Origin of the sequence: Streptomyces cellostaticus, from assembly GCF_001513965.1 — a bacterium.
GTDB classification, from domain to species: domain Bacteria; phylum Actinomycetota; class Actinomycetes; order Streptomycetales; family Streptomycetaceae; genus Streptomyces; species Streptomyces cellostaticus.
Map to the genome: position 1 here is coordinate 13,418 of NZ_KQ948019.1, position 26,506 is coordinate 39,923.

The window sequence follows — 26,506 nt, forward strand, 5'->3', positions numbered from 1 at the left end:
GGGGTGATCACATGGTGAACCTGGAGCTGAGCGAGGAGCAGGCCGCCGTACGGCAGCTCGCCCGGGACTTCGTGGAGCGCGAGATCGCCCCCCACGTGGTCGCCTGGGACCGGGCCGAGGAGGTCGACCGGGGGATCGTGAAGAAGCTCGGCGAGGTGGGTTTCCTCGGACTGACCGTCGACGAGGAGTACGGCGGCTCGGGCGGTGACCATCTCGCGTACTGCCTGGTCACCGAGGAGCTGGGCCGCGGTGACTCCTCGGTCCGCGGGATCGTCTCCGTCTCCCTGGGCCTGGTCGCCAAGTCGATCGCCGCATGGGGGAGCGAGGAGCAGAAGCGGCGCTGGCTGCCGGGGCTCACCGCCGGCGAGTACGTCGGCTGCTTCGGCCTCACCGAGCCCGGCACCGGCTCCGACGCGGGCAACCTCACCACCCGCGCGGTGCGCGACGGCGACGACTACGTCCTGAGCGGCACCAAGATGTTCATCACGAACGGCACCTGGGCCGACGTCGTCCTCCTCTTCGCCCGCTCCACCGACGCCCCCGGCCACCAGGGCGTCTCGGCCTTCCTCGTCCCCACCGACACGCCAGGTCTGACCCGCCGCACCATCCACGGCAAGCTCGGCCTGCGCGGCCAGGCCACCGCCGAACTGGTCCTTCAGGACGTCCGGGTGCCCGCCGCGGCGATGGTCGCAGAGGAGGGCAAGGGCTTCTCCGTCGCCATGTCGGCCCTGGCCAAGGGGCGGATGTCGGTGGCCGCGGGCTGCGTCGGCATAGCCCAGGCCGCGCTGGAGGCGGCTGTGCGGTACGCGGGCGAACGCGAGCAGTTCGGCAAGTCCATCGCCCGCCATCAGCTGGTGCAGGAGCTGATCAGCGACATCGCCGTCGACGTGGACGCGGCCCGGCTGCTCACCTGGCGGGTGGCCGACCTGATCGACCGCGGCCGGCCGTTCGCCGTCGAGTCCTCCAAGGCCAAGCTGTTCGCCTCCGAGGCCGCCGTGCGCGCTGCCAACAACGCCCTGCAGGTCTTCGGCGGTTACGGCTACATCGACGAGTATCCGGTCGGCAAACTCCTGCGCGACGCCCGCGTGATGACCCTCTACGAAGGCACCAGCCAGATCCAGAAACTGCTCATCGGGCGGGCGCTGACCGGGGTTTCCGCCTTCTGAGTATCCGCCTGAGTATCTCGGCGGATGTGGCGCGGGCCACGTCCGCCGATGCTTGCTCCCATGAGTGACACACCGGTCAAGCAGCAGAGTACGGCCGCCTTCTACGGCCAGGCCGTCGCCTCCTTCGCGGTCGCCATGGCGGCCACCGCCATCGGTATCTTCCGGCTGAACGCCGACGCCTGGGTGCGGGGATTCCTGGCGATCGCCGTCCTGTACCTGGTCACCTCCGCCTTCACCCTCGCCAAGGTGATCCGGGACCGTCAGGAGGCCGGGCAGATCGTCAGCCGGGTCGACCAGGCGCGCCTGGACAAGCTGCTCGCCGATCACGATCCCTTCGAAAAGCTCTGAGACGCTCTGAGTAAGGTCTGAGAGCGCCTGCGAGGTCCGGGCGAGCCGCCCACGCTAAGCGAGCGCTCACTTTCGGCGGTATGGTGTAGCTCCTGTCACCGAAGGGGGCGAGCGAGCGATGAGTACGGCTCAGGAGACGGCCGGCGGCGAGGTCGAGCCGTGGGAAGAGGTCACCCCTGACGCGGCCCGGCGGCTCCTCATCGCCGCCGTGGAGGCCTTCGCCGAGCGCGGCTACCACGCGACGACGACACGCGACATCGCGGGCCGCGCCGGCATGAGCCCGGCCGCGCTCTACATCCACTACAAGACCAAGGAAGAGCTGCTCCACCGGATCAGCCGGATCGGCCACGACAGGGCCCTGGACATCCTGCGGACGGCGGCCCGGCGCGAGGGCAGTGCCGCGGAGCGGCTGGCCGACGCCGTCAGCTCCTTCGTCCGCTGGCACGCCGGCCGGCGCACCACCGCACGGGTCGTGCAGTACGAACTCGACGCGCTCGGCCCCGAGGCCCGCGCCGAGATCGTCGCGCTGCGCCGCCAGGTCGACGCCGAGGTGCGCGGGATCATCGAGGACGGCGTGGCCTCGGGCGAGTTCGACGTGCCGGACGTGCACGGCACCACGCTCGCCGTGCTGTCGTTGTGCATCGACGTGGCCCGCTGGTTCACCGTGAACGGGCCGCGCACCCCCGAGGAGGTCGGCGCGCTCTACGCCGACCTCGTGCTGCGGATGGTGGGCGCCGAGTAGGGCGCCCCGGGCTCAGGGGTGGTCGCTCAGAGGTAGTAGCGGGACACCGACTCCGCGACGCAGACCGGCTTGTCGCCGCCCTCGCGCTCCACGGTGAAGGCGATGGCCACCTGTACGCCGCCCTTGACGTCCTCGACGCCGGTGATCGTCGCGGTGGCGCGCAGCCGGGAGCCGACCGGGACGGGGGCGGGGAAGCGGACCTTGTTCGTCCCGTAGTTGACGCCCATCGTCACGCCCTCGACCTTGATGAGCTGCGGTCCGAAGAGCGGGAGCAGCGAGAGGGTCAGATAGCCGTGGGCGATGGTGGTCTTGAACGGTCCCGCGGCGGCCTTCTCCGGATCCACGTGGATCCACTGGTGATCACCGGTGGCCTCCGCGAACAGATCGATCCGCTTCTGGTCGATCTCCAGCCAGTCCGTGTGGCCCAGCTGCTCGCCCACGGCGGCCTTCAGCTCGTCGGGGGAGGTGAAGGTCCTCGGTTCTGCCATGTTCCCGGCCTCTCGCTCGCATGTCTAAGCAACTGCTTAGCATGGTCGGGCCGGGGGCGCCTGTCAACGGCCCGTCACCCGTACCGGGTGAGTAGTCTCTGAGGAGTGCCCCAGATTCCCGAGAAGATCCACGAGCTGACCGTCGGCCAGTTGTCCACGCGCAGCGGTGCCGCCGTCTCCGCCCTGCACTTCTACGAGTCCAAGGGCCTGATCACCAGCCGCCGTACCTCCGGCAACCAGCGCCGCTACACCCGTGACACGCTGCGCCGGGTCGCCTTCGTCCGCGCGGCCCAGCGGGTCGGCATCCCCCTGGCCACGATTCGCGAGGCTCTCGCGCAGCTCCCCGAGGAACGCACGCCGACCCGCGAGGACTGGGCCCGCCTGTCGGAGGCGTGGCGCTCCGAACTGGACGAACGCATCAAGCAGCTGAACCGTCTGAGGGACCACCTCACCGACTGCATCGGCTGCGGGTGCCTGTCCTTGGACACGTGTGTTCTTTCCAACCCGGACGACGTGTTCGGCGAGCGGAGGGCGGGGTCGCGCCTTATGGCGGAGGGGCGCTGACCGCGGGCTGGACCGTTGCGGCTACGACCGTTGCGGTTCCGGCCCGTCGCCGACTGCGGCTGCGCCGTGGCTGGTCGCGCAGTTCCCCGCGCCCCTTTTGGGGCGCACCGGCACCCTGCCGGTGCCGGTGAGCGACCCCACCCCCGCCCAGCCGGAGGCCTACTCGAACTCGGTCCCGCCCTTGCGCGTCAGGTACGCAGGGCTCACCGCCTTGGCGATCGCCCGGCCCCCGGTCACCGCGCTGTACCGCTCCGCCGCAGGGCGTACCACCACACCCTCCCGCAGATGCAGCCCCTGCCCGGACACCGTCTCCCGCCCGCTCGCGAACTCCAGCACCCGCTCGATGTCGTACGGCCCCGAGAAGAGACGCGGCACCAAGGGCAGCTCCCCGTCCAGCAGCTCAACCGGGTCCAGCCAGCGCAGCGCCCCGTCGATCTCCGCCGACACGTCGAACGCCGCATACCCCAGCGTCTCCCGCCGCCCGTCGGCCCCGTACGTCAGGTCCTGCACCCCGGCGCCGTACACCTCCCCGAAGATGCCGACCCGCCGTGCGCCCAGCCGCTCGCAGAGCCTCGCCGCGGCCTCGGCGACGCCGTGTCCTCGTATCGCCCGCCAGTACAGGTTCCGTGGATCTTCCTTCAGGGCCAGGGACTTCGCCCCGAAGCCCTTGGAGGACACGTACACCCGGTCCTCGCCGCCGACATACGTCAGCAGGCACGCCGAGCCGTGCAGCTTCTCGGTCAGGACGACCGGCTCGCCCGGGGTGAAGATGTCCGGGTAGCGCTGGATGTTCTCGATGTCGACCCAGGGCAGCAGGTCAGGAGCGGACTCCACCTCCCCGTTCATGGTCGGCGGGATCGGCGGCACCCACTTGGTGATGCCCAGCCGCTCGGCGAAGTCGGTGCCCTCGGCCGCGGCCCGCGCCAGATCGACGTCCGCGAGCGCCTTCGGCCGGCACACGATGCCCTGCGACAGCTCACCCCGCAGCCGTACCGCCTTGACCCGATTGGCCTCGCCGCCCGCCAGCCGCCCGGTCAGTCCCAGCTCCTCGATCAGCCCGGACGGCAGCACGGACTGCTCGGGGATGTACACGGCGGCCTCGCCGGTGCGGTACGCGCCCTTGGCGACGACGGCCCGGTACAGGCCCACCTGGGCCAGTTCGAGGGCATCGGCGTTCGGATGCTCGTGGACGGTCAGCACTTCGGCGGTGACGCGCAGCGTCGACATCTGGGGACTCCTCGGTTCCTCAGTTCGGTTCCATCGACACCCACTCTCCGTACGGGAAAGGGGTGGAGCGACCGGATTACCGCCTGCTAACGTCACGCTCTTCGGCCGGCGGCGACGCCCGGCGCGGAGTACCGAACGGGGCCGAACTCCCATGCCCACGCCCGCCCTCGCCGCTGCCCTGGCGGACATCGGCACCGTCTTCAACGGCTTCGCCAGCCCCGCCGAGACCGGCTGCGAGCGCTGCTTCGCACCCGAGGAGACGGCTTTTCTGCGGACTCCGTACACCAGGCTCCCGACCGGCCTGCTGCGCCGCTTCGTCTACAAGGTGCCCGACCACTTCGAGGACCACGCCGCCGTCATGCGACGCCTGTTGCCGCAGTGCGCGCAGGCGATGGCCGACGGCAGCCTGGGCGGCATCGGCTACCACGGATATCACGGGCTGAGCCGGGTGGACTGGCGCTCCTGGCCGACCGAGCAGGCCTCGGCCGTCGAGTCGTTCGTGCTCGCCTGGTGGGACGACGTGCTCATCACCCCCGACCCGCCCTGTCCGGTGCAGGACGTGTTCGAGACCTGTGCCTCGATCCTGCGCACCATGACCCCGCTGCTCGACCGGTGGGAGCCGCATCCCGTCGCGGACACCCACCTCGTCGGCTGCGCGGGCTCGTGGCTGTACGACCTGATCACCGACCGCTGGCCGTTCACCTGGTGGATCCGGGACGACGAGGCCCAAGGCGTCGCCGAGCTCCGGTCCTGGCTCGCCCGGCACGCCTCCGGCCGGCTGCACGCCCAGGGCGAGCCGGACCTGGCGACCCGTGCCCGGCTCGTCGGCCTGACCTACGAGGAGCGCTGGAACGACCCGTACTGGGCCAGTCCCTCCGACACCAACTGAGCGTTGGACGCAGCCCGTTCACCGTCCGGCAGGAACAGGGTGTCCTCCAGGCCTGCGCGGGTGGCCAGGCCCAGTCGTCCGGCCAGCCTCAGCACCGGCCAGGTGCCGCCCTCCTCGCCGTGCAGCAGGACCGGACGATGGGGGTACCTCCCGCTCGAGCGAAGCCGAGAGTGGGGGAGTGCGTCACCGAGGCGGGCGAGGAGAGCGTGCGCCGACGCCTGCGCGGTCGCCGGGTCCGGGTCGGTCACCTCCGCGAGCACCCGCAGCACTTTCGGGCCGAGCGGCGAGGCCGCGAACCGGGCCGCCCCGTCCGTGCCGGACCAGATGCCCGCCTCCACGCCGATGCCCATGGTGAGGAGCTGCTCGGCGACCTCCTCGGCGCCCGGCTCATGCCAGTTGACCGAGGCGAAGTCGGGCAGCACCGACCAGGAGCGGATGCGTGCGAACCGGACCGCGGGGTCGGGTGCGGCCCAGGCCCCCGTCGTCACGCCGACCGGCACACGCACCCGGCCGCGTATCGCGTCGATCACCGGCTCGACCACGCGCGGGGACAGACTGTCGCGCCCGCACGGCGTCTTGGGATGGACATGAACCTCCGTGGCCCCGGCCGCGACGGCTTCGGCCGCGGACCGCGCCAGCTCCTCCGGGGACAACGGCACGCACGCGCCGTCGGCGGCCGAGCGGCGCCCGTTGAGACACACCTGCACCATGCCTCGATGGTGCCGGCCGGCACTGACAACGCCCCGCGACGTGTCCCGCAACGGCCCACGGCAGGTCACGGCAAGGGGTGCGGCATCCCCCTGCGCACCCCCCGGTTCCACCCCCCTGCTGATCAGGCCGACATCAGCAGCCGCCCCCGCCTGGCGTATGCCAGTGCCTGGGGCGTGAGCACGGGCCGGGGCACCAGGATCCCGCAGTCCGTGCAGACCGGACCGGACGACGGCTCGTGGTCCAGGCCGTACTTCCACACGAGGCGCTCGCCGCCGCACACCGGGCAGGCCGAACCCGGTTCACGGTTCAGCGCGGCGATGATCCGGCGCAGCACCTCGGCCAGGGGCTCGTCGGGGTGGACCCGCGGGTCGTCGCACCAGGCGACCCCGAACCCGCCCCAGGTCAGCCGGTGCCAGTCGTCCACACTGCCCGGCCGGCGCAGCCCGTCGTGCTTCTCCTTCTTGCGGCGCTCGGCGAACTCGGCCTCGTAGCCGAGCCAGACCGCCCGCGCCTCCTCCAGCTCCTCCAGCGCGGCCACGAGCCGCACCGGATCGGGGGACCGGTCCTCCGGACCGAAACCGGCCCGGGAGCACAGATGGTCCCAGGTCGCCCGGTGCCCGTAAGGAGCGAACCGCTCCAGGCACTTGCGCAGTGAGTAGCGTCGCAGTGCCAGATCACACCGTGGATCGCGCACCTGTCTCGCCAGACTTCGGAATCCGGCCATCGCCTTGCACCTCCGTCACATCTGCGTCCGCGTTTCGGTCACTTCGGTGTCGCCGTACGAGTTCCGCGCGACGTCGCCGAGTAGACGTATCGACACGCGATCCGGCTCCATCCGATTTCCGATGCCCTCCCATAAGGCGCCCCGGGTTGACCGCCGGGCACCGACTCCAGTGACTCCAAAACTTGACGCATGTTCATCTTCAATCCCGGGGATACCGGCGGTAACGTCCGGCCCACCCCCGTCGGGAGGAGCTGCCATGCCACGGCGCACCCCACGCAACGTGTTGTTCGACAAACTGAGAACTCCCCGCAAGCGCACCGGGTTCCTGAAAGCGGCATCCGTATGCGTTCTGATCGCCGGCCTGCTCTCCCCGCTCACCCGGGCCGCGGCGGCGGAGAGCGCCACCGCCTCGAACGACTACTGCGGCGGACAGTGTTCGGACATCCTGCCGCCCGGCGAGAACGGCAACGCGACCCTCGCCCAGATCCTCCTCAACCAGGCCTTCGGCACCCAGCCCTCGCACGCCGAGGACCAGCTCGGCCCCTACGCCAACCTGGCGACCGGCTACTCGGGCCTCACCGACGCGAAGATCAACACCTTCTTCAACGACGCCTCGTTCGGCGTCCCTTCCGACCAGGTGGCCTCCACCGAGAAGCCGGCCGGCCGCACTGACGTGACCATCGTCCGGGACAAGAAGGCCGGTGTGCCGCACATCACAGGCACCACCCGGTACGGCACCGAGTTCGGCGCGGGGTATGCGGCAGCCGAGGACCGGCTGTGGCTGATGGACGTCTTCCGGCACGTGGGCCGTGGCCAGCTGACCACCTTCGCCGGAGGCGCGGCCGCCAACCAGGGCCTCGAGCAGGAGTTCTACCGCAACGCGCCGTACACCGAGGCCGACCTCCAGGCGCAGATCGACAACGCCGTGGCCGGCAACGGCGCCCGCGGCCAGCAGGCCCTCGCCGACGCCAACGCCTATCTCGACGGCATCAACTCCTACATCGACGCCTCCGGCAGCGGGCGCTACTTCCCCGGCGAGTACGTCCTGACCGGCCACAAGGATGCGATCACCAACGCCGGCACCATAGACCACTTCAAGGTCACCGACCTCGTGGCGCTGGCCTCGGTCATCGGATCGCTCTTCGGCTCCGGCGGGGGCGGCGAGGTCAACAACGCCCTCTCCCTGATCGCCGCCCAGTCCAAGTACGGCGTGGAGCAGGGCACCAAGGTCTGGGAGTCCTTCCGTGAGCGCAACGACGCCGAGGCCGCCCTCACCGTCCACGACGGCGAGAGCTTCCCCTACGCGTCCAAGCCCGACGCCCCCAAGGGCGAGGCTCTGCCCGACGCCGGCTCGGTGACCCAGGAGCCGCTCGTCTACGACCGCACCGGCAGCGCCGCCACCGCGAGCGCCAAGACCACGTCCACCGCGGCCGCCAAGACCACGCTCAGCTCCGCCAGGCGCGGCATGTCCAACGCCCTCGTGGTCAGCGGAAAGTACACCGCCGGCGGCCACCCGATCGCCGTCTTCGGACCGCAGACCGGCTACTTCGCCCCTCAGCTGCTCATGCTCCAGGAGATCCAGGGCCCCGGCATCAGCGCCCGCGGCGCCTCCTTCGCCGGCCTGAGCATGTACGTCGAGCTGGGCCGCGGCCAGGACTACTCCTGGAGCGCGACCACCTCGGGCCAGGACATCATCGACACCTACGCCGTCGAGCTGTGCCAGGACGACTACCACTACCTGTACCGCGGCACCTGCACCGCCATGGACAAGGTCGAGCAGAAGAACGCGTGGAAGCCGACGACCGCCGACGGCACCGCGGCGGGGTCGTACACCATGCGGGTCTGGCGGACGAAGTACGGGCCGGTGGAGTACCGTGCGAGCGTCGGCGGCAAGAAGGTCGCCTACACCACCCTGCGCTCCTCCTACCTGCACGAGGCCGACTCGATCATCGGCTTCCAGATGCTGAACGACCCCGGCTACGTCAAGGGTCCGAAGGACTTCCAGAGCGCGGCCCAGCACATCAACTACACCTTCAACTGGTTCTACGCCGACTCCCAGCACACCGCGTACTACAACAGCGGTGACAACCCGGTCCGGGCCCAGGGTGTCGACGCCGAGTTCCCGTTGTGGGCGCAGCCCGCGTACGAGTGGCAGAACTGGGACCCGGCCACCAACACGGCCGACTACACCCCGGCCTCCGCCCACCCCAACTCGGTCGACCAGGACTACTACATCTCCTGGAACAACAAGCAGGCCAAGGACTACACGACCGCGTCCTGGGGCGACGGCTCCGTGCACCGCGGCAACCTCCTCGAGGACCGGGTGAAGAAGCTGGTCGCGGCCGGCGGGGTGACCCGTACGAAGCTGGTGCAGGCCATGGCGGACGCGGCCCTCGCGGACCTGCGCGCCGAGGACGTGCTGCCCAAGCTGCTGAAGGTGATCAACTCCTCCCCGGTCACCGACTCGACGGCCGCCGACGCGGTGAGCAAGCTCCAGGCGTGGATCACCGCGGGCGCCAAGCGCACCGAGACCTCGGCCGGTTCGAAGACGTACGCCAACGCCGACGCGATCCGCATCCTGGACGCCTGGTGGCCCCAGCTGGTGAAGGCGGAGTTCGAGCCCGGCCTGGGCAGCGACCTGTACACCGCGTTCACCGGCAACCTGCCCGTGGACGAGGCCCCGTCCGCCGGACACGGTCCGACCGGCTCGCACGCCGGAAGCTCGTTCCAGTACGGCTGGTGGAGCTATGTCGACAAGGACATCCGGGCGGTGCTCGGTGAGTCCGTGCAGGGCGGCCTCGCGCAGCAGTACTGCGGCGGCGGCAGCCTCAGCGCCTGCCGGGACATCCTGATCAGCACCCTGAAGCAGGCGGCGGGGCTGACCGCCGCCCAGGTCTACCCGGGCGACGATCTGTGCTCCGCCGGTGACCAGTGGTGCGCCGACTCGATCAACCAGCGCACCCTGGGCGGCATCAAACACGGCAAGATCAGCTGGCAGAACCGGCCGACCTTCCAGCAGGTCGTGGAGTACACCTCACACCGCTGAGGCATCGTTGAGGCGGTGCGGGCGGCGGGTCAGGCGATACGGCCCGCCGCCAGCACCACCCGCGCCAGCTCGGGGTGCAGGATGTCGCTGTGCGCCCCGGCCGGCGGGCCTCCGCGCCGGACGACCGCGGCCGCGTCGACGTTCACGCACCCCGACGCGGGCAGGGGCCCGCGCAGGGCCGCGGCGAGGTCCAGTCCGGCGGTCCCGGGTACCGCCTGCACCCCGTCATGCCCCATGGCTCCCCACTCGGAGCCCAGCACGGCCGCGATGTCGACACCCAGGACCGAGTGGTCGGCCCCCGCGAGGCGCGAGGCGAGCGGGTAGAAGGTGCCGAGCGCCGCGTCGAAGTGCGAGTAGCAGCACACGAGCGGGCCGTCGATCCGCTTCTGCCGGTCCTTGAGCGCACCAGCGGTGTCCGGGTCGTGCGGCAGCCGGGCCGCGAACGCATAGTGCGAGAAGGCTCCTTGGAGCAGCGTCACGGACTTCACCGCGCGCACCCCCTCGGGCAGCCCGCGCAGCGCGAACGCCACCAGCCGTCCGCCGAAGCTGTGCCCGACCAGATGCACCCGCACACCGGAGGCCGCCAACTGCCCGATGAGGGGCCCGAGTCCGTGTTCACCGACCGTCCCGGCCCGCCGTTTCATCGTGTAGTACGCAGCCTGCCGCAGCAGTTCCTTCGCGCCTTCCCAAGGGTTCGGCAGGGTGAACTCGGCGTGCAGCCCGCTCAGGGCGTCGGCGAACTCCTCGCAGGCAGTCGCCGGGTCCCCGCCGAACACGAGGGGCTCGCCTTCCTGTGAGGTGTCCGAGGCGGCGCACGGCTCGGGCGTCTCGACCAGCAGCCGCACCAGCCGCCCGAACTCCGCCGGCCCCTGGTCCCCGGCGGGCTGTTCGTCCAGCATCCGGGCCAGCTGGTCGAGCACGGTGGCCCGGCCCGGGAAGGCCGCCAGAAGGGCGCGCCGGGTGTCCTTGTCCAGCGCCGGGCCCGGTGCTGCCTGAGCCGCCACGGCCGCAACGGACCTGGGGAAGTCCGGGATCGGCTCGTCGCAGAACCGCATCGACGGCCAGATCACGCCCACGTACCCGATCCGCGCCTTCGGGGCGAGCGCCGGGATCGGGGCGAAGAAACTCCGGTACAGCGCCGTCGCGCCCGAACGGTCCTCGTTCCAGCCGTGTGCGAAGACGATCAGGTCACGGACACCCTGGTCCGTGACCTGCGCCAGCAGCCGATCCCGTTCGGGGCCGTCCACGTCCCCGTCCGCGTCGAAGGTCAGCTCCCAGTAGGGAGTCACGCTCATCCCAGGCTCCGCCATGCCAGGCTCCCTCGTCCCCCCGAAACGATGCGATGTGGGCGTATCGTCCTGCGGCGGGGCAGAGTTGGCCATACAACGCGGGTCACTTGTAGAGCAGATATTTCTTTCGAATGCCCTGGAACGCCGCCAGCTCGTCCTGCCAGGCGGCGGCCACCTCCTCCGTGCCGGCTCCCGCGTCGATCATCGTCCGCACCCGGGCGGAGCCGGTGAGCTTGTCGATCCAGTGGTCCGAGCGCCAGGCGAAGCCGTCCCAGACCTTCCTGGCGGTCACCAGCAGCGCGATCCCGGTGCGTACGGGGTCGTAGGCGGCCCGGTCGTGCACATGGACCTGTACGCCCCCGATGGTCTCGCCCTGGAACTTGGAGAAGGTGGGGGCGAAGTACGCCTCCCGGAACCGCACGCCCGGCAGCCCGAGTTCACTGACCGTCGCGGCCCACCGACCGTCGATGCCGTCGGCGCCGAGGAGTTCGAAGGGCCGGGTCGTGCCGCGCCCCTCGGAGAGGTTGGTGCCCTCGAACATGCAGGTGCCCGAGTACGCCAACGCGGTGTCCGGGGTCGGCATGTTCGGGCTCGGCGGCACCCAGGGCAGGCCAAAGGCGTCGTAGAACTGCGCGCGCTTCCAGCCCGTCATCAGGACGGTCTCCAGGGCGACCGGCGTGCTCAGGAACTCCCCGTTGAACAGCCGGGCCAGCTCGGCGACCGTCATGCCGTGCGCCTGCGCGATGGGCTGGCGGCCGACGAAGGTGGCGAACTCCTTGTGCAGGACGGGGCCTTGGGCGAAGCGGCCGGTCACCGGGTTCGGGCGGTCGAGCGCGACGAACTTCTTGCCCGCGAGCCGGGCCGCCTCCATGCAGTCGTACAGCGTCCAGATGTACGTGTAGAAGCGTGCTCCCACGTCCTGGATGTCGAAGACGATCGTGTCGACTCCGGAGGTGGTGAAGATGTCGGCCAGCGGCCGGCCGCTCTTCAGGTAGGTGTCGTAGACCGGCAGGCCGGTCGCCGGGTCGTCGTAGCGGCCCTCGGAGCCGCCTGCCTGGGCGGTGCCGCGGAAGCCGTGCTCCGGGCCGAAGACTGCCGTCAGCTTGACGCGGGGGTCTTCGTGCATGACGTCGACGATGTGGCGGGTGTCCTTGGTGATGCCGGTGGGATTGGTGACGATCCCGACTTTTTGGCCGGAGAGCAGCGCATAGCCGTCGGCTGCGAGGCGCTCGAAGCCGGTGTGCAGTGGCTCGCGGTGCTGGGGTGTCACCGGAACAGCTGCGATCGTGGCCGATGCGAGAAGGTTCCGTCTGGACAGGCGCATGGGGTGACCTCCGTCTGTGGGGAAGGTGCAGGCCGTCAGTGGTTGCTCGCGCACGCGCGGCGGAGCCGCATATCGGACACCGCCCCGCGCCCCTTAGGTTGGGGCAGTCACCCTTCCTTTTACACATACCGACTGGTTAGTCTGGCTGTCGCTGAGCCGATTCGCACCATGTCGAAGGAGACCGATGGTGGAAGCCGTGCAGGATGCGGGAGTGGTCGTCACCGGAGCGGGCGGTGGGATCGGGGCCGCGCTGGCCCGCAGGTTCGCCGCCGAGGGGGCCCGGGTGGTCGTCAACGACCTGGATGCCGACAAGGCGAAGGCTGTGGCGGAGGAGATCGGCCAGATCGCCGTGCCCGGGGACGCCTCCGCGATCGTCGGCGACGCCCGTGACGCGCTCGGCGGCACCGTGGACGTCTACTGCGCCAACGCGGGCGTTGCCTTCGAGGACGCGGGTGCCGGCGAGTCCCTCGACGAGAGGTCCTGGGCGCTGTCCTGGGACGTCAACGTGATGGCGCACGTCCGGGCCGCCCATGTGCTGTTGCCGGACTGGCTGGAGCGCGGTCGCGGCCGGTTCGTCTCCACGGTCTCGGCCGCCGGACTCCTCACCATGATCGGTGCCCCCTCCTACAGCGTCACCAAGCACGGCGCGCTGGCCTTTGCCGAGTGGCTGTCCCTCACCTACCGCCACCGGGGCCTCAAGGTCCACGCCATCTGTCCCCAGGGCGTCCGCACCGACATGCTGGCCGCCACCGGCAGCGCGGGCGACCTGGTGCTCCACCCCACCGCGATCGAGCCGGAGGCGGTCGGCGACGCCCTGGTCCGGGGCATCGAGGAGGACCGCTTCCTGATCCTGCCGCACCCCGAGGTCGCCGAGTACTACCAGGCGCGGGCCACCACCCCCGACCGCTGGCTGGCCGGCATGAACCACATCCAGCAGAAGTGGGAGGCCACCCGGTGAGCGCCTCCCCGTACGCGGCCCGGCCCTGGCTGACCCTGCTCGACGAGGTCCAGCGCGGGCCCGTCGACCCCGCCGACTCGCTCGTGCACGCCCTGCGCGCCGCGGTGGCCGAGGCCCCGGACCGCACCTTCCTCGCCTACTTCGACGCCCGGCTGAGCTACCGCGAGGCCGACGAGCTCAGCGACTCGGTGGCCGCCCACCTCGCCGGGCGCGGTCTGGAGCGCGGCGACCGGGTCGCCGTCCTCCTGCAGAACTCCCCGCACTTCGTGCTCGCGGTCCTCGGCGCCTGGAAGGCGGGCGCGACCGTCGTGCCCGTCAACCCGATGTACAAGTCGGGCGAGGTCGCCCACGTCCTGCGGGACGGCGAGGTCGCCGCGCTGATCTGTTCCGACCGGGCCTGGGAGGAGTACCTGCGGGACACGGCCGCCGACTCACCGGTGCGGATCGTGCTCACCGGGTGCGAGCTGGACTTCCAGACGCGTGACGACGCGCGCGTGCTCACCTTCGAGCGGCTGCCCCAGGCCCCCGACGCCGACGACCTGGTCACCGTCGCCCGGCAGGGCGGCAAGGCGCCCGAGGGCCGCGACCCGCGCCCCGACGACATCGCCCTGATCAGCTACACCTCGGGCACCAGCGGCACCCCGAAGGGCGCCACCAACACGCACGGCAACATCATGCACAACGCCGAGCGTCAGAAGACGGGCCTCGGCCTGCCCGAGGGGCCCGTCTACTACGCGCTGGCCCCCCTGTTCCACATCACCGGCATGGTGTGCCAGTTCGGCGCCTGTCTGAACAGCGCGGGCACCCTGGTGCTCACCTACCGCTTCGAGCCCGGCGTCGTCCTGGAGGCGTTCGCCGAGCACCGCCCGCACTACACGGTCGGCCCCTCCACCGCCTACATGGCTCTCGCCGCCCATCCGGACGTCACCCGGGAGCACTTCGCCTCCTTCGTGAACATCTCCTCGGGCGGCGCCCCCGTGCCGCCGGCCCTGGTGGAGAGGTTCCGCGAGCGCTTCGGGCCGTACATCCGCGTCGGCTACGGCCTCACCGAGTGCACCGGCCCCTGCGCCTCCGTGCCGCCCGGCCTGGAGGCCCCCGTGGACCCGGTCTCCGGGACGCTGGCCGTCGGCCTGCCCGGCGCGGACACGGTGGTGCGGATCGTGGACGAGCTGGGCGAGGAGGTCCCCCTCGGCGAACAGGGCGAGATCGTCGTACGAGGGCCCCAGGTGGTCCCCGGCTACCGGCGGCGCCCCGAGGCCACCGCCGAGACCTTCCCGGACGGCGAGCTGCGCACCGGCGACATCGGCTTCATGGACCCGCAGGGCTGGCTGTACGTCGTGGACCGCAAGAAGGACATGATCAACGCGTCCGGGTTCAAGGTGTGGCCGCGGGAGGTCGAGGACGTCCTCTACACCCATCCGGCGGTGCGCGAGGCGGCCGTCGTCGGCGTCCCCGACGGCTACCGCGGGGAGACCGTCAGGGCCTATATCAGCCTCCGTCCGGGCGCCGAGGCGGACCCGGATGAACTCGCGATGTACTGCAAGGAGAGACTGGCCGCCTACAAATACCCGCGCCAGGTGGAGATCCTGCCCGACTTGCCCAAGACGGCGAGTGGGAAGATCCTCCGTCGGGAACTGCGTTCCCACGCGCGGGGCAGCAGCAGCGACACTCAGTAGAACGACGGAAAGGCAGGTGGCGGCAGTGCCCAGGACGACGGACGGAGACGGTACGCCCGTTCCGCAGCGGCTGCTGAACGCCGCCACCCGCCTCTTCGCCGAGCAGGGCTACGACCGCACCTCGGTGCAGGAGATCGTGGAGGCGGCCGGCGTCACCAAGGGGGCGCTGTACCACTACTTCGGCTCCAAGGACGACCTTCTGCACGAGGTGTACGCGCGCGTGCTGCGCGTCCAGCAGGAGCGGCTGGACCACTTCGCCGGCATGGACGCGCCCGTGGAGAAGCGGCTGAGAGACGCGGCGGCGGACGTCGTCGTCACGACGATCGACAACCTCGACGACGCCATGATCTTCTTCCGCTCCATGCACCATCTGAGCCCGGAGAAGAACAAGCAGGTGCGCGCCGAGCGCCGGCGCTACCACGAACGCTTCCGCGCGCTCATCGAGGAGGGCCAGCGCGAGGGCGTCTTCTCCACGGCGACCCCCGCCGACCTGGTGGTGGACTACCACTTCGGTTCCGTGCACCACCTGTCGACGTGGTACCGCCCGGGCGGCCCCCTCACGCCCCAGCAGGTCGCCGACCACCTGGCGGACCTGCTGCTGCGCGCGCTGCGGCCCTGACAGCAATATGTAAGGGGCGACCGCACAAGCGGCCGCCCCTTACATGTGCTCCTCCTAGAGGTACTTCTTCAGCTCCCGCCGCGCCAGCGACCGCTGGTGCACCTCGTCCGGGCCGTCGGCGATCATCAGGGTGCGCGCGCCCGCGTACAGCTCGGCCAGCGGGAAGTCCTGGCTCATGCCGCCCGCGCCGTGCAGCTGGATCGCGCGGTCGATGATGTCGACCACCGCACGGGGCGTGGCGATCTTGATGGCCTGGATCTCCGTGTGCGCGCCCCGGTTGCCGACCGTGTCCATCAGCCAGGCCGTCTTCAGGACGAGGAGCCGCAGCTGCTCGACCGTCACCCGGGCGTCCGCGATCCAGTTGTGGACCACGCCCTGCTGGGCCAGCGCCTTGCCGAACGCGGTACGGGACACGGCCCGCCGGCACATCAGCTCGATCGCCCGTTCCGCCATGCCGATCAGCCGCATGCAGTGGTGGATGCGGCCGGGGCCGAGCCGGGCCTGGGCGATGGCGAAGCCGCCGCCCTCCTCGCCGATCAGGTTGGCGACGGGCACGCGCGCGTGGTCGAAGATCACCTCGGCGTGGCCGCCGTGGTAGTGGTCCTCGTAGCCGAAGACCTGCATCGCGCGCTTCACGGTGACGCCCGGGGTGTCGCGCGGGACCAGGACCATCGACTGCTGGCGGCGGATGTCCGGCCCCTCCGGGTCCGTCTTGCCCATCACGATGAAGATCTTGCAGTCGGGGTTCATCGCCCCGGAGATGTACCACTTGCGGCCGGTGATGACGTAGTCGTCGCCGTCCCGCTCGATGAGGGTGGTGATGTTGGTGGCGTCGGAGGAGGCCACGTCCGGCTCGGTCATCGCGAACGCCGAGCGGATCTCACCCGCGAGCAGCGGCTCCAGCCACTGCTTCTTCTGCCGCTCGTCGCCGAACTGGGTGAGCACCTCCATGTTGCCGGTGTCCGGTGCCGCGCAGTTGAGAGCAGTCGGCGCGAGCTGCGGGGAGCGGCCGGTGATCTCGGCGAGCGGGGCGTACTGGAGGTTCGTGAGCCCGGCGCCGTACTCGGCGTCCGGCAGGAAGAGGTTCCACAGGCCCTGCCTGCGCGCCTCGGCCTTCAGCTCCTCGACCACGGCCGGGGTGTCCCAGGGGGACGCCAGCGCGGCCCGCTGCTCCTCCGCCACCGCCTCCGCCGGATAGACGTACTCGTCCATGAAGGCGAGCAGCTTGCCGCGCAGCTCCTGCGTACGCGCGTCGAACGCGAAGTCCATGTCCGGTCAGCCTTCCTGAAGAGTGGTCAGTCCGTGGTCGATGAAGACGGGCACCAGGTCGCCGATGCGGTCGAAGCCGCGGCCGACCGTCTGGCCCAGCGTGTAGCGGTAGTGGATGCCCTCCAGGATCACGGCGAGCTTGAACCACGCGAACGCCGTGTACCAGGAGACGGCGGAGACGTCGCGCCCCGAGCGCGCGGCGTACCGCTCGATCAGCTCCTGCGGGGACGGGTGCCCCGGGGCCTCGGCGGTCGTGGACACGGGGGAGTCGGACATCCCGAGCGGCCGGCTGTACATCACCAGCAGGCCCAGGTCGGTCAGCGGATCGCCGAGGGTCGACATCTCCCAGTCGAGGATCGCCTTGATCCGGTCGTCGTCACCGATCAGGACGTTGTCGAGGCGGTAGTCGCCGTGGACGACGGCCGGGGCCGGGGACGTGGGCAGGGCGCGCCCGAGGGCCGCGTGCAGTTCGTCGATGCCGGCCAGGTCGCGGTTGCGGGAGGCGTCCAGCTGCTTGCCCCAGCGGCGCAGCTGCCGGTCCAGGAAGCCCTCGGGCCGGCCGAAGTCCGCAAGGCCCACCTCGGCGGGATCCACCGCGTGCAGCCCGACCAGCGTGTCCACCAGGGACAGCACCGCGTTCCGGGTGCGCTCCTCGCCCAGCGGGGCGAGCTGGTGGGCGGTGCGGTACGGGGTGCCCTCGACGAACTCCATGACGTAGAACGGAGCCCCGAGCACCTCCTCGTCCTCGCACAGCAGCACTGGGCGGGGGACCGGCACCTCGGTCGGGTGCAGCGCGCTGATCACCCGGTGCTCGCGCTTCATGTCGTGCGCGGTGGCCAGCACATGGCCGAGCGGCGGCCGCCGGACGACCCACTTCGAGGTGCCGTCGGTCAGCGCGTAGGTGAGGTTCGACCGTCCGCCCTCGATCAGCCGGCCGGTCAGCGGGCCACCCACCAGGCCGGGCCGTTCACGGTCGAGCAGGCCGCGCAGCCGGTCGAGATCGAGTCCGGGCGGGTGGTCGGCGCTCATACATCACTCCAACGAACGGGTGAACAGGACCCGACTCATGATGCCGACCGGTCGGTATGCCGTCCAGTGCATACGTCGAATGTGACGGGAAACGTGACCGGAGCCACGATAAGCCGACGGCTCCCCGGCATGCTGTGCCGGGGAGCCGTCGGCCCCTGCCTCGCGCCGGGTCAGTGGTCGTCCCAGTGGTCCCCGTGCTCGGCGTGCCGGTGCCCGTCGTGCAGGTAGTCGACGTGGTCGCCGTGCTGCACCTGCGCGTGCCCGCACTCGTCGTGGTGCACGTGCTCGTGGCCCTCGTGTGCGGTGTGGCCGGCCGGCTCGCACTCGTCCCAGTGGCCGCCGTGCTCGCGGTGCAGATGACCGTCGTGGGCGTAGTCGAGGTGGTCGCCGTGCGGTACGGCGGTGTGTCCGCAGCCCGGGCCGTGGCTGTGCGTGCCGTGCTCGGTGTGTTCCTGGTGGAGGGTGGTCATGGTGCTCGCCTTCGGGTGGGTACAGGGTGATGACGTCGGAAAAGGCTGCCATGCGAATGGTGCATATCGGGGCATCCCGGTTGCGTGGCGCACGAGTACCCCGGAGGGTCGTGGGCATGAAGGGCATCAGCTACAGCCGCTACGGCGGACCCGAGGTGCTGGAGTACGGCGAGGTGCGCGACCCGAAGGTCGGCCCCGACCAGGTGCTGGTCAAGGTGCGCGCGGCGGCCGTCAACCCGGTCGACTGGAAGTGCCGCGAGGGCTATCTCGACACCGTCCTGGACGCCGTCTTCCCGGTGGTCCCCGGCTGGGACGTCAGCGGAGTGGTGGTGCAGCCCGGCGCCTCGGTGACGGAGTTCTCCGTCGGCGACGAGGTCATCGGCTACGTGCGCGAGGACTTCCTGTCCCGGGGCACCTTCGCCGAGTACGTCGCCGCACCCGTGCGCACCCTGGCCCGCAAGCCGCGCAACCTGTCCTTCGAGGAGGCCGCCGGGCTGCCGCTCGCGGGGCTGACCGCCTACCAGGTCCTCGTCAAGGCGCTCGAGGTCAAGCGCGGCGAGAGCGTCCTCGTGCACGCGGCGGCCGGCGGGGTCGGCTCGCTGGCCGTCCAGATCGGCGTCCACCTGGGCGCCCGGGTGATCGGCACGGCGAGCGAGCACAACCACGACTTCGTGCGGGGCCTCGGCGGCGAGCCGGTGACCTACGGCGAGGGCCTGGCCGACCGGGTGCGCGCGCTGGCTCCCGAGGGCGTGGACGCGGCCTTCGACACCATCGGCGGCGACACGCTGAAGGCCTCCGCCAACCTGCTCGCCCCCGAGGGCCGGCTCGCATCCATCGCCGACGCCGAGGTGGTGAGCTACGGCGGCCGCTACTGCTTCGTCCGCCCCGACACCGAGGACCTGAAGCACCTGTCCGAGCTGGCGGAACAGGGGGCCGTGTCCGTGCACGTCCAGGAGGCCTTCCCGCTGGAGCGGGCGGCGGACGCACACCGCCTGAGCCAGGAGGGGCGCACCCGCGGCAAGATCGTGGTGACGGTGGACTGGGAGGCCGAGGAGAGCGCCTCCTGAAAGACCCGGCTAGACCGCGGCTAGACCACGAGTACGGCCGCGCACACCGCCATCGCCACCGCGCACAGCACCGCCGCCGTCGCGTGACGCGGCGCCAGCGCGGCCGGGCGGGGGCTCGTCGTAAGGGCACGGATGCGGTGGTGGGCCACCCACAGGAAGCCCAGCCAGAGCGCGCAGCACAGCGCGCACACCACGAACCCGGCCGAGGTCCCGGCGTGCAGCGCGGTCTTCACGGCGAGTACAGCCGCCACGGTGCTCGACAGCGTCGTGCGCCGCCAGGCCAGCCGGGTCCGCTCCGGCTGGAGCCCCGGATCCCGGCCCCCCGTGCTCACCCCGCCCATCCGACCAGCACCACCACGACCATCGCGACGGCCACCACCGCCACCACCAGACTCAGCACCGCCGGGAACCGGGAGGCCGGCAGGTCCTCGCCCCGCCGCATCGCCTGCTCGCAGCGCACCCAGTGGTTCACCGCGCGCAGCGAGCACAGCACACCGGCGCCGAGCAGGGCGAGCGCGAGGCCGACCCGCCACGCCCAGCGCAGGTCCGGCAGGAACTGGTCCACCGCGAATCCGCCGCCGATCAGCGCGAGCGCGGTCCGCAGCCAGGCCAGAAACGTGCGTTCGTTGGCCAGCGAGAAGCGGTAGTCGGGGGTGCTGCCCTCTTGCCGTACCTGCTCCGGCGCGAACCAGAGCCGGAGGTTCCGCACGAATTCGATCACGCGCAGGACCCTACCGGGGCGTCAGCGAGCGGAGCGGAACGCCCTCAGCCGCTCGTACGCCGCGAGCCCGTCCGGAACCCACTCCCAGGTGCCGATCCGCTGCTCCATCTCGTCCTCGGGCAGGAAGTCGTACCACTGGACCTCCTCCGCCTGGGGCCGTACCGGAAGCTCGCACCGCACCTCGTACACCGCCGACCACCAGCTCTTCCCGGTCCCGTCGTCGTACAGGAACTTGAAGAGATACGCCGGCCGGGGCAGACCCGTCACCCCCAGTTCCTCCTCCGCCTCCCGCAGCGCCGCCTCGTCGTAGGTCTCGCCGGCTCCGACGACACCGCCGACGAACATGTCGTAGAGGGAGGGGAACACCAGCTTGGTCGCGGTGCGGCGGTGGACGAAGAGGCGTCCGGCCGCGTCCCGGGCCTGGATGAAGACGCACCGGTGGCGCAGGCCCCGGGCGTACGCCTCGCCGCGCGGGGCCTGGGCGACGACCCGGTCGTGCTCGTCGACGATGTCGAGGATCTCGTCAGCAGGGTTCATGCCCGTATCCAAGCAGGAGGCTCAGCGTCGTTGCAGGTCCCGGGCGGGTTCCGCCTGCGTCGTCCCGGACGGCATCGCCGGGTGCAGGCCGAGGAGGAGGATGCCCGTGACGATCGCTGCGAGCCCGGTCGCTTCCCAGGCCAGTGCCCCGGTGTCGGTGCGCAGTCGGTCGCCGAGGAAGCCCACCCCGCACAGGATCCCGGCGAGCGGCTGGGCGGCGGTGAGCGCGGGCAGTGACATGCGCAGCTCCAAGCAGGAGGCTCAGCGTCGTTGCAGGTCCCGGGCGGGTTCTGCCTGTGCTGTCCCGGACGGCATCGCCGGGTGCAGGCCGAGGAGGACGATGCCCGTGACGATCGCTGCGAGCCCGGTCGCTTCCCAGGCCAGTGCCCCGGTGTCGGTGCGCAGTCGGTCGCCGAGGAAGCCCACCCCGCACAGGATCCCGGCGAGCGGCTGGGCCGCGGTGAGCGCGGGTAGTGACATGCGCAGCTCGGCCGTCTCGAAGGCGCTCTGCACCAGGACGAGACCGGCGACGCCGAGCGCCAGCACGCCGTACGGCTGCCAGCCGGTGAACAGCTCCGTGAAGCCGCCCGCGGAGAAGCGGGTGCCGCTCACCCGGGTCAGCGCGTCCTGCACGCCGTACAGCAGCCCGGCGGCGGTGGCCAGCAGCACCGGGCCCCAGCTGAGCCGGGACCGCTTGGCGTACGTCGTCAGCACCGTCGCCGCGCCGACCATCGCGCCGATGATCAGCCAGTGCCGCACCGGGTCGGCGACCGCGCTGCCGCCGCGCGGCTCGCCCGCCACGATGAACGCGCTCACGCCGCCCGCGAGCAGGGCGAGGCCGGTCCAGCCCTGGCGGCCCAGGGGCTGCTTGGTCCGGTGGCGGGACAGCGCGAGCGCGAACAGCAGGTTCGTCGCGAGCAGCGGCTCGACCAGGGAGATCTCGCCCTTGCCGAGGGCGATGGCGCCCAGCGCCATGCCGGCCACCATCAGGGCGATGCCGCCCAGCCAGCGCGGCACCCGCATCAGGTCGAGCAGCAGCCGCAACGACAGGAAGTCGCCGAGCGGTGCCTTCTGGGCGGCGTTCTGCTGGAGTACGAACCCGAAGCCCACGCAACAGGCCGCACTCACGGCGAGCAGGAGAACCAGAACGGACACGCTGCGTACCTCGATCATCCGGCCGGACCATGGACGCGTAAGGGCCGACTGTAGCGCTCCCGGGGTGGCATCGCCCCGGGGAGTGCCATGGCGTGCGCCACAGAAGTCCACTCCCGCTTCGCCTGTGCAGTACGTGCACCAGGGTGCTCACGTCTCAAGTGCCTTTCTCCGCAAGGTAGTTGAAGTTGGAATCACCTCGGGTTCCGCTTGACGCAATCCTTGGCTGCGGGTTTGCTGTGCGTGATCGGTCGATGGCAGCCCGAGAAACAGGAAGTCCTGCGGTGCCCCCACTCCCGCCTCTGCTCGGCGCTCGCCGGGCCCCCACGGACCCGTCCGGCGAGACCGCCCCGGATGACTCCAGTGCGTTGGAAGCCGTCGTCGACGACGCCCTCGACGACCCCGAACTCCGCACCGCCCGGGCCGCGTTGGCCCAGGGCCGCTGGCAGGCCGCCCGCTCGCTGCTGCTGCACACCGGCGACGACTGGGACCGCCGCGGCCACCGCGTCACCGTGCTCGCCGCAGAGCCCTACGCCGCCGCCTGGGCCCGGGAGTGGCAGCTCGCCGAGCCGGGCTCCGCCCACGCCGCCACCCTGCTCGCCCTGACCCTGGTCCACCGCGCCCTGCACGGCAAGGAGGAACCCGACCGGGCCCGCGAGGCCTGCCGCACCGCCGCCGCGCTCGCCCCCGCCGACCCCACCCCCTTACTCGGCCTGCTCCTGCTGGCGCGCTCCCTGGGCCCGGAGAGCGAACTGCTGCGCACCTTCGCCCACCTGCGCGACCGCCACCCCGAGCACCACCACGCCCACCACCTGCTGGTCGCCCGTCTCGCCGAGCGGCCCGAGGGCGGCCGGGCCGAGTCCCACGCGGTGTACGACCTCGCCGAGCGGGCCGCCGCCGAGGCCCCCGCCGACTCCCCGCTGGCCGTCCTGCCGGTGGTCGCCTACGCCGAGCGGTACCGGGTGCTGGCCGCCACCGGCCTCGCCCCCGCCGACCCGGCCGCCTCCGGGCACTGGTCGGGCCCCCGGGCCCGGCGGATCCTGCGGGCGTCCTTCGACTGGTGGCTGGAGTGGGAGCACGACGACCACCCCCGCCGCCACCTCGACCTCAACCACCTGGCCTTCGCCATGTCCTGCGCCGGCCGCCCGGCCGAGGCGGCGGCCCTGTTCCGGCGCATCGGCCGGCACGCCACCGGGGCCCCCTGGTCCTACCCGCACCGCGACGCGTGGCAGGCCTTCCACGCCGCCCGGTCCCGCGCGCTCGGCAAGGCGTTGCCCGAGGCGTAGTCTCCCGGTCCCCGGGTGAGAAGTGATTACGGAAGTCTGACCGGTGTCCGTACTCCCTGGCCCGGCAAGGGCCGCAAGTGCTCGAATGATGACGTGAACCCTGAACCGACCCAGGAGCCCGAGGGCAGGCCGATCGGCCGCCGTGTCTTCCTCGGCACCCTCGGCCTGGGCGCCCTCGGCGTGGCCACCGCACCCGTGCTGCAACGCGGCCTGGAGGGCTTCCTCGGCAGCATCTCCGGCAAGGACCCGACGGGCCTGACCGGGCTCCTGCCCAACGGCGGCGGCTTCCGCTACTACTCGGTCGCCGCGTCCGTCCCGCACAAGGGACCCGCGGACTACCGGCTGACCATCGACGGCCTGGTCGACCACCCGCACACCTACACCCTCGCCGACCTGCGCGCCCTGCCGCAGACCCGGCTGGTCAAGGACGTCCAGTGCGTCACCGGCTGGCGGGTCCCGGGCACCCCCTTCGAGGGCGTACGGCTCTCCCACCTGCTGGACGCGGCCGGCGTACGGACCTCCGCCAAGGCCGTACGCTTCACCTGCTTCGACGGCACCTACTCCGAGAGCCTCACCCTCGACCAGGCCCGCCGCCCGGACATCCTGGTCGCCCTGCGCATGCAGGACAAGGACATCGGCCACGACCACGGCGGCCCCGTCCGCCTCTACGTCGCCCCCATGTACTTCTACAAATCCGCCAAGTGGCTCTCCGGCATCACCGTCACCGATCACGTCCGGCCGGGCTACTGGGAGAACCTCGGCTACGACGTCGACGCCTGGGTCGGCCGCTCGAACGGACGGACCGATGAGCCTACGAGCTGAGACCCCGGCGCCGGCGGGCGCCCGGATCCGCCGCTTCAGCCGCGCCGAACGGTGGGTGCACCGCACGACGGCCGCGCTGATGGGCGTGTGCGTGGTCACCGCGGCCTGCCTCTACATCCCGCAGCTGGCCGTGCTCGTCGGCCGCCGCGCACTGGTCGTCCGCATCCACGAGTGCGCCGGGCTCGCCCTGCCCGTCCCCGTCCTGCTGGGCCTGGCCTCCCGCGCCCTCCGCACCGACCTGCGCTTCCTCAACCGCTTCGGCCCGCACGACCGCATGTGGCTGCGCGCCGCGCTGGTCAGGGACAAGCGCCGCTCCTCGCGCCCGGCGGGCAAGTTCAACGCCGGCCAGAAGGTCTACGCGGCCTGGATCGCCGGTGCCACCCTGGTCATGCTCGGCACCGGCCTGATGATGTGGTTCACCCACCTCACCCCGCTGATGTGGCGCACCTCGGCGACCTTCGTCCACGACTGGCTGGCCCTGACGATCGGCGTGGTCCTGGCCGGCCACATCGGCATGGCCCTGGGGGATCCGGAGGCGAGGCGGGGACTGCGGACGGGGGCGGTGAGCCGGGAGTGGGCGAAGCGGGAACACCCCTTGTGGCGTCCGTGACGACGCCGTGAACCCACCTCGTGTCCCTAGACTTGAAGGGTGGCCCGGCCCAATGAAGAGGTCGAGGCACTCCTTCAGGAGTACGCGGACCTCATCGCGATCACGGGAGGCGACGCCTTCAAGGCGCGCGCCTACGAGAAGGCCGCGCGTGCCATCGGCGGCCATCCCGCCGACATCTCCCGGCTGGACGCCGACGGCCTGAAAGAGATCCCGAACGTGGGCAGGTCGATCGCCGAGAAGGTGGTCGAGTACCTGCGCACCGGCACCATGGCGGTGGTCGAGGAGCGCCGGGCGAAGATCCCCGCCGGGGTGCGGGAGCTGATCACGATCCCCACGCTCGGCCCGAAGAAGGCCATGCGGCTCTACGAGGACCTGCACATCTCCTCGGTGAACGAGCTGGCCGCGGCCATCGAGGCGGACGCGCTGGCCGATCTTAAGGGGTTCGGCGAGAAGACGCAGGAGAACCTGAGGCACGGCATCGAGCTGATGCAGCGTGCGGGCGGGCGGATCCCGCTGTCCCTGGCCATGGAGACCGCCGAGGAGATCGTCGCCGAGCTGTCCGCGGTGACCGGCTGCCGGCGCTGCGCCTACGCCGGGTCCCTGCGCCGCATGAAGGAGACCATCGGGGACCTCGACGTGCTCGTGGCGGCGAATCGGTCCGCCCCCTTCATGGAGGCGCTGTGCGCCCTGCCGGCCACCGCCGAGGTCATCGCGCAGGGCACGAAGAAGACGTCGATCCGCACCGGCAAGGGCCTCCAGGTCGACCTGCGGGTGCTGCCGCCCGACTCATGGGGCGCCGGACTCCAGTACTTCACCGGCTCGAAGGCGCACAACATCCGCACCCGCACCATCGCCGTCCACCAGGGGCTGAAGCTCTCCGAGTACGGCCTGTTCGACGCGGAGAGCGGGGAATCGCTCGCCTCCCGCACGGAGGAGGAGGTGTACGCCCGGCTCGGCCTGCCCTGGATCCCGCCGACGCTGCGGGAGGACCGCGGGGAGATCGAGGCCGCGCTGCACGGCGAGCTGCCCGAGGTGGTCACCGAGCGGGACATCCGCGGTGACCTGCACACCCACACGGACCTCACCGACGGCCTCGCGCCGCTGGAGACGATGGTGGAGGCCGCCGCCGAACGCGGCTACACGTACTACGCGGTCACCGACCACGCGCCCAACCTGTACATGCAGCGCATGACCGACGAGAAGATCCTCGCCCAGCGGGAGCAACTGCGGGAACTGGACGGCACCCTGGGCAGGATGCGGCTGCTGCACGGCACGGAGCTGAACATCGGCCCCGACGGCGAGGTGGACTGGCCGGACGACTTCCTGGCCGGTTTCGACCTCTGCGTGGCGTCCCTGCACTCCCACTTCGACCTGAACCGCAAGGCGATGACCCGGCGGCTCGTGCGGGCCTGCGAGAACCCGCACGTGAACGTCATCGGCCATCCGAGCACCCGGCTCATCGGCAAGCGGCCGGGCGTCGACGCCGACTGGGACGAGGTGTTCGCCGCGTGCGCCCGCACCGGCACGGCGCTGGAGGTCAACGCCCAGCCCGACCGCCTGGACCTGCGTGACGAGGACATCCTCCGGGCCCGGGAGCACGGCGTGAAGTTCGCCGTGAACACCGACGCCCACTCCGTCCTCCACCTCGCCCAGCTGCGCTACGGCGTCGCCACGGCCCAGCGCGGCTGGCTCACCAAAGAGGACGTCATCAACACCTGGACCCTGACCCGCCTGCGCCGGTTCCTGCGCAGGAGCGGGCGGGCCTGACCTCC

At 71.3% G+C, this 26,506-nt stretch carries 27 protein-coding genes and 1 pseudogene; 14 read left to right on the forward strand and 14 right to left on the reverse strand.

Features of this window, described 5'->3' with window-relative positions:
- The first annotated feature begins 14 nt into the window (after window positions 1-14).
- The 3 genes from AQI88_RS11555 (at window position 15) to AQI88_RS11565 (ending at window position 2,256) form a co-directional block, all read left to right on the forward strand.
- Entirely contained in the window at window positions 15-1,166 is a 1,152-nt protein-coding gene (locus AQI88_RS11555) for an acyl-CoA dehydrogenase family protein (protein ID WP_066997129.1), read from the forward strand.
- A 60-nt stretch (window positions 1,167-1,226) separates the two neighbouring features.
- Window positions 1,227-1,514 carry a YiaA/YiaB family inner membrane protein gene (locus AQI88_RS11560; RefSeq protein ID WP_066996195.1) on the forward strand — a complete coding sequence of 96 codons (288 nt, stop codon included), beginning with the start codon at window positions 1,227-1,229 and terminating at the stop codon, window positions 1,512-1,514.
- A gap of 118 nt (window positions 1,515-1,632) precedes the next feature.
- On the forward strand, window positions 1,633-2,256 hold the full coding sequence (locus AQI88_RS11565) for a TetR/AcrR family transcriptional regulator (protein ID WP_066996198.1): 624 nt from the start codon (window positions 1,633-1,635) through the stop codon (window positions 2,254-2,256).
- Window positions 2,257-2,282: 26 nt separating this feature from the next.
- On the opposite strand, the gene AQI88_RS11570 is transcribed toward AQI88_RS11565, so the two are convergent.
- A complete protein-coding gene (locus tag AQI88_RS11570; RefSeq protein WP_066996201.1) occupies window positions 2,283-2,744 on the reverse strand; it encodes a MaoC family dehydratase in 462 nt (153 codons plus the stop codon).
- A 105-nt stretch (window positions 2,745-2,849) separates the two neighbouring features.
- Here AQI88_RS11570 and soxR point away from each other — a divergent pair, with 105 nt between their 5' ends.
- A complete protein-coding gene (gene soxR, locus AQI88_RS11575) occupies window positions 2,850-3,308 on the forward strand; it encodes a redox-sensitive transcriptional activator SoxR (protein WP_066996204.1) in 459 nt (152 codons plus the stop codon).
- A 159-nt stretch (window positions 3,309-3,467) separates the two neighbouring features.
- Here soxR and AQI88_RS11580 read toward each other — a convergent pair whose 3' ends face one another.
- Window positions 3,468-4,535, reverse strand: coding sequence for an RNA ligase (ATP) (locus AQI88_RS11580; RefSeq protein ID WP_066996207.1), 1,068 nt, complete (start codon window positions 4,533-4,535; stop codon window positions 3,468-3,470).
- A gap of 151 nt (window positions 4,536-4,686) precedes the next feature.
- On the opposite strand from AQI88_RS11580, the gene AQI88_RS11585 reads away from it, so the two are divergent.
- Entirely contained in the window at window positions 4,687-5,424 is a 738-nt protein-coding gene (locus tag AQI88_RS11585; protein ID WP_066996210.1) for a hypothetical protein, read from the forward strand.
- On the opposite strand, the gene AQI88_RS11590 is transcribed toward AQI88_RS11585, so the two are convergent.
- Window positions 5,370-6,134: a 3-keto-5-aminohexanoate cleavage protein gene (locus AQI88_RS11590; RefSeq protein ID WP_066996213.1), complete on the reverse strand. Its 765-nt coding sequence runs from the start codon at window positions 6,132-6,134 to the stop codon at window positions 5,370-5,372. The two genes, AQI88_RS11585 and AQI88_RS11590, sit on opposite strands and share 55 nt — an antisense overlap.
- 122 nt (window positions 6,135-6,256) lie before the next feature.
- Window positions 6,257-6,859 carry a hypothetical protein gene (locus AQI88_RS11595; protein WP_066996216.1) on the reverse strand — a complete coding sequence of 201 codons (603 nt, stop codon included), beginning with the start codon at window positions 6,857-6,859 and terminating at the stop codon, window positions 6,257-6,259.
- Between the two features lie 256 nt (window positions 6,860-7,115).
- Between AQI88_RS11595 and AQI88_RS11600 the strand changes: the two genes are divergently transcribed.
- Complete coding sequence (locus AQI88_RS11600; protein WP_066996220.1) at window positions 7,116-9,905, forward strand: penicillin acylase family protein; 2,790 nt, start codon at window positions 7,116-7,118, stop codon at window positions 9,903-9,905.
- Window positions 9,906-9,934: 29 nt separating this feature from the next.
- On the opposite strand, the gene AQI88_RS11605 is transcribed toward AQI88_RS11600, so the two are convergent.
- Both AQI88_RS11605 and AQI88_RS11610 read right to left on the reverse strand, forming a co-directional pair.
- The gene (locus AQI88_RS11605) at window positions 9,935-11,215 is read right to left on the reverse strand and encodes a serine-threonine protein kinase (protein ID WP_066996223.1); all 1,281 of its coding nucleotides are present in this window, start codon (window positions 11,213-11,215) and stop codon (window positions 9,935-9,937) included.
- An 82-nt stretch (window positions 11,216-11,297) separates the two neighbouring features.
- The gene (locus AQI88_RS11610) at window positions 11,298-12,518 is read right to left on the reverse strand and encodes an exo-beta-N-acetylmuramidase NamZ family protein (protein ID WP_066996226.1); all 1,221 of its coding nucleotides are present in this window, start codon (window positions 12,516-12,518) and stop codon (window positions 11,298-11,300) included.
- Window positions 12,519-12,702: 184 nt separating this feature from the next.
- Between AQI88_RS11610 and AQI88_RS11615 the strand changes: the two genes are divergently transcribed.
- Genes AQI88_RS11615 through AQI88_RS11625 form a run of 3 tightly spaced genes read left to right on the forward strand, consistent with a single transcriptional unit; the run spans window position 12,703 to window position 15,771 of the window.
- Window positions 12,703-13,476, forward strand: coding sequence for an SDR family oxidoreductase (locus AQI88_RS11615; RefSeq protein ID WP_066996229.1), 774 nt, complete (start codon window positions 12,703-12,705; stop codon window positions 13,474-13,476).
- The gene (locus AQI88_RS11620; RefSeq protein ID WP_066997136.1) at window positions 13,473-15,152 is read left to right on the forward strand and encodes a class I adenylate-forming enzyme family protein; all 1,680 of its coding nucleotides are present in this window, start codon (window positions 13,473-13,475) and stop codon (window positions 15,150-15,152) included. Before AQI88_RS11615 ends, AQI88_RS11620 begins: the two co-directional genes overlap by 4 nt.
- A 25-nt stretch (window positions 15,153-15,177) precedes the next feature.
- A complete protein-coding gene (locus AQI88_RS11625; protein WP_066997132.1) occupies window positions 15,178-15,771 on the forward strand; it encodes a TetR/AcrR family transcriptional regulator in 594 nt (197 codons plus the stop codon).
- Window positions 15,772-15,825: 54 nt separating this feature from the next.
- Here the strand turns inward: AQI88_RS11625 and AQI88_RS11630 are convergent, their stop codons facing one another.
- The 3 genes from AQI88_RS11630 to AQI88_RS11640 all read right to left on the reverse strand — a co-directional run bounded on the left by AQI88_RS11630 (window position 15,826) and on the right by AQI88_RS11640 (window position 18,539).
- The gene (locus AQI88_RS11630) at window positions 15,826-17,040 is read right to left on the reverse strand and encodes an acyl-CoA dehydrogenase family protein (protein WP_066996232.1); all 1,215 of its coding nucleotides are present in this window, start codon (window positions 17,038-17,040) and stop codon (window positions 15,826-15,828) included.
- A 6-nt stretch (window positions 17,041-17,046) separates the two neighbouring features.
- Entirely contained in the window at window positions 17,047-18,069 is a 1,023-nt protein-coding gene (locus AQI88_RS11635; protein WP_066996235.1) for a phosphotransferase family protein, read from the reverse strand.
- Between the two features lie 170 nt (window positions 18,070-18,239).
- Window positions 18,240-18,539 (reverse strand): hypothetical protein, encoded by a 300-nt coding sequence (locus AQI88_RS11640; RefSeq protein WP_066996239.1) that lies wholly within the window; start codon window positions 18,537-18,539, stop codon window positions 18,240-18,242.
- 116 nt (window positions 18,540-18,655) lie between these two features.
- Here AQI88_RS11640 and AQI88_RS11645 point away from each other — a divergent pair, with 116 nt between their 5' ends.
- Entirely contained in the window at window positions 18,656-19,606 is a 951-nt protein-coding gene (locus tag AQI88_RS11645; protein ID WP_066996242.1) for an NADP-dependent oxidoreductase, read from the forward strand.
- A gap of 20 nt (window positions 19,607-19,626) precedes the next feature.
- Here AQI88_RS11645 and AQI88_RS11650 read toward each other — a convergent pair whose 3' ends face one another.
- The 5 genes and pseudogenes from AQI88_RS11650 to AQI88_RS11670 form a co-directional block, all read right to left on the reverse strand.
- Complete coding sequence (locus tag AQI88_RS11650; protein WP_066996245.1) at window positions 19,627-19,947, reverse strand: DUF202 domain-containing protein; 321 nt, start codon at window positions 19,945-19,947, stop codon at window positions 19,627-19,629.
- Window positions 19,935-20,327 carry a YidH family protein gene (locus tag AQI88_RS11655; RefSeq protein ID WP_066996248.1) on the reverse strand — a complete coding sequence of 131 codons (393 nt, stop codon included), beginning with the start codon at window positions 20,325-20,327 and terminating at the stop codon, window positions 19,935-19,937. The genes AQI88_RS11650 and AQI88_RS11655 overlap by 13 nt, the downstream gene beginning before the upstream one ends.
- Window positions 20,328-20,348: 21 nt before the next feature.
- Window positions 20,349-20,864, reverse strand: coding sequence for an NUDIX hydrolase (locus tag AQI88_RS11660; protein ID WP_066996251.1), 516 nt, complete (start codon window positions 20,862-20,864; stop codon window positions 20,349-20,351).
- 21 nt (window positions 20,865-20,885) lie between these two features.
- Window positions 20,886-21,110: pseudogene (locus AQI88_RS11665) on the reverse strand (DMT family transporter); the annotation flags it as partial.
- A 15-nt stretch (window positions 21,111-21,125) separates the two neighbouring features.
- Window positions 21,126-22,019 carry a DMT family transporter gene (locus AQI88_RS11670; protein ID WP_066997139.1) on the reverse strand — a complete coding sequence of 298 codons (894 nt, stop codon included), beginning with the start codon at window positions 22,017-22,019 and terminating at the stop codon, window positions 21,126-21,128.
- 281 nt (window positions 22,020-22,300) lie between these two features.
- Here AQI88_RS11670 and AQI88_RS11675 point away from each other — a divergent pair, with 281 nt between their 5' ends.
- The 4 genes from AQI88_RS11675 to polX all read left to right on the forward strand — a co-directional run bounded on the left by AQI88_RS11675 (window position 22,301) and on the right by polX (window position 26,501).
- Window positions 22,301-23,302, forward strand: a complete 1,002-nt coding sequence (locus AQI88_RS11675) for a hypothetical protein (RefSeq protein ID WP_066996257.1) — start codon at window positions 22,301-22,303, stop codon at window positions 23,300-23,302.
- A 93-nt stretch (window positions 23,303-23,395) separates the two neighbouring features.
- Window positions 23,396-24,124, forward strand: a complete 729-nt coding sequence (locus AQI88_RS11680; RefSeq protein WP_066996261.1) for a molybdopterin-dependent oxidoreductase — start codon at window positions 23,396-23,398, stop codon at window positions 24,122-24,124.
- Window positions 24,108-24,734: a cytochrome b/b6 domain-containing protein gene (locus tag AQI88_RS11685; protein ID WP_066996264.1), complete on the forward strand. Its 627-nt coding sequence runs from the start codon at window positions 24,108-24,110 to the stop codon at window positions 24,732-24,734. Before AQI88_RS11680 ends, AQI88_RS11685 begins: the two co-directional genes overlap by 17 nt.
- Window positions 24,735-24,773: 39 nt before the next feature.
- On the forward strand, window positions 24,774-26,501 hold the full coding sequence (gene polX / locus AQI88_RS11690; RefSeq protein WP_066996267.1) for a DNA polymerase/3'-5' exonuclease PolX: 1,728 nt from the start codon (window positions 24,774-24,776) through the stop codon (window positions 26,499-26,501).
- Window positions 26,502-26,506: the final 5 nt, after the last annotated feature.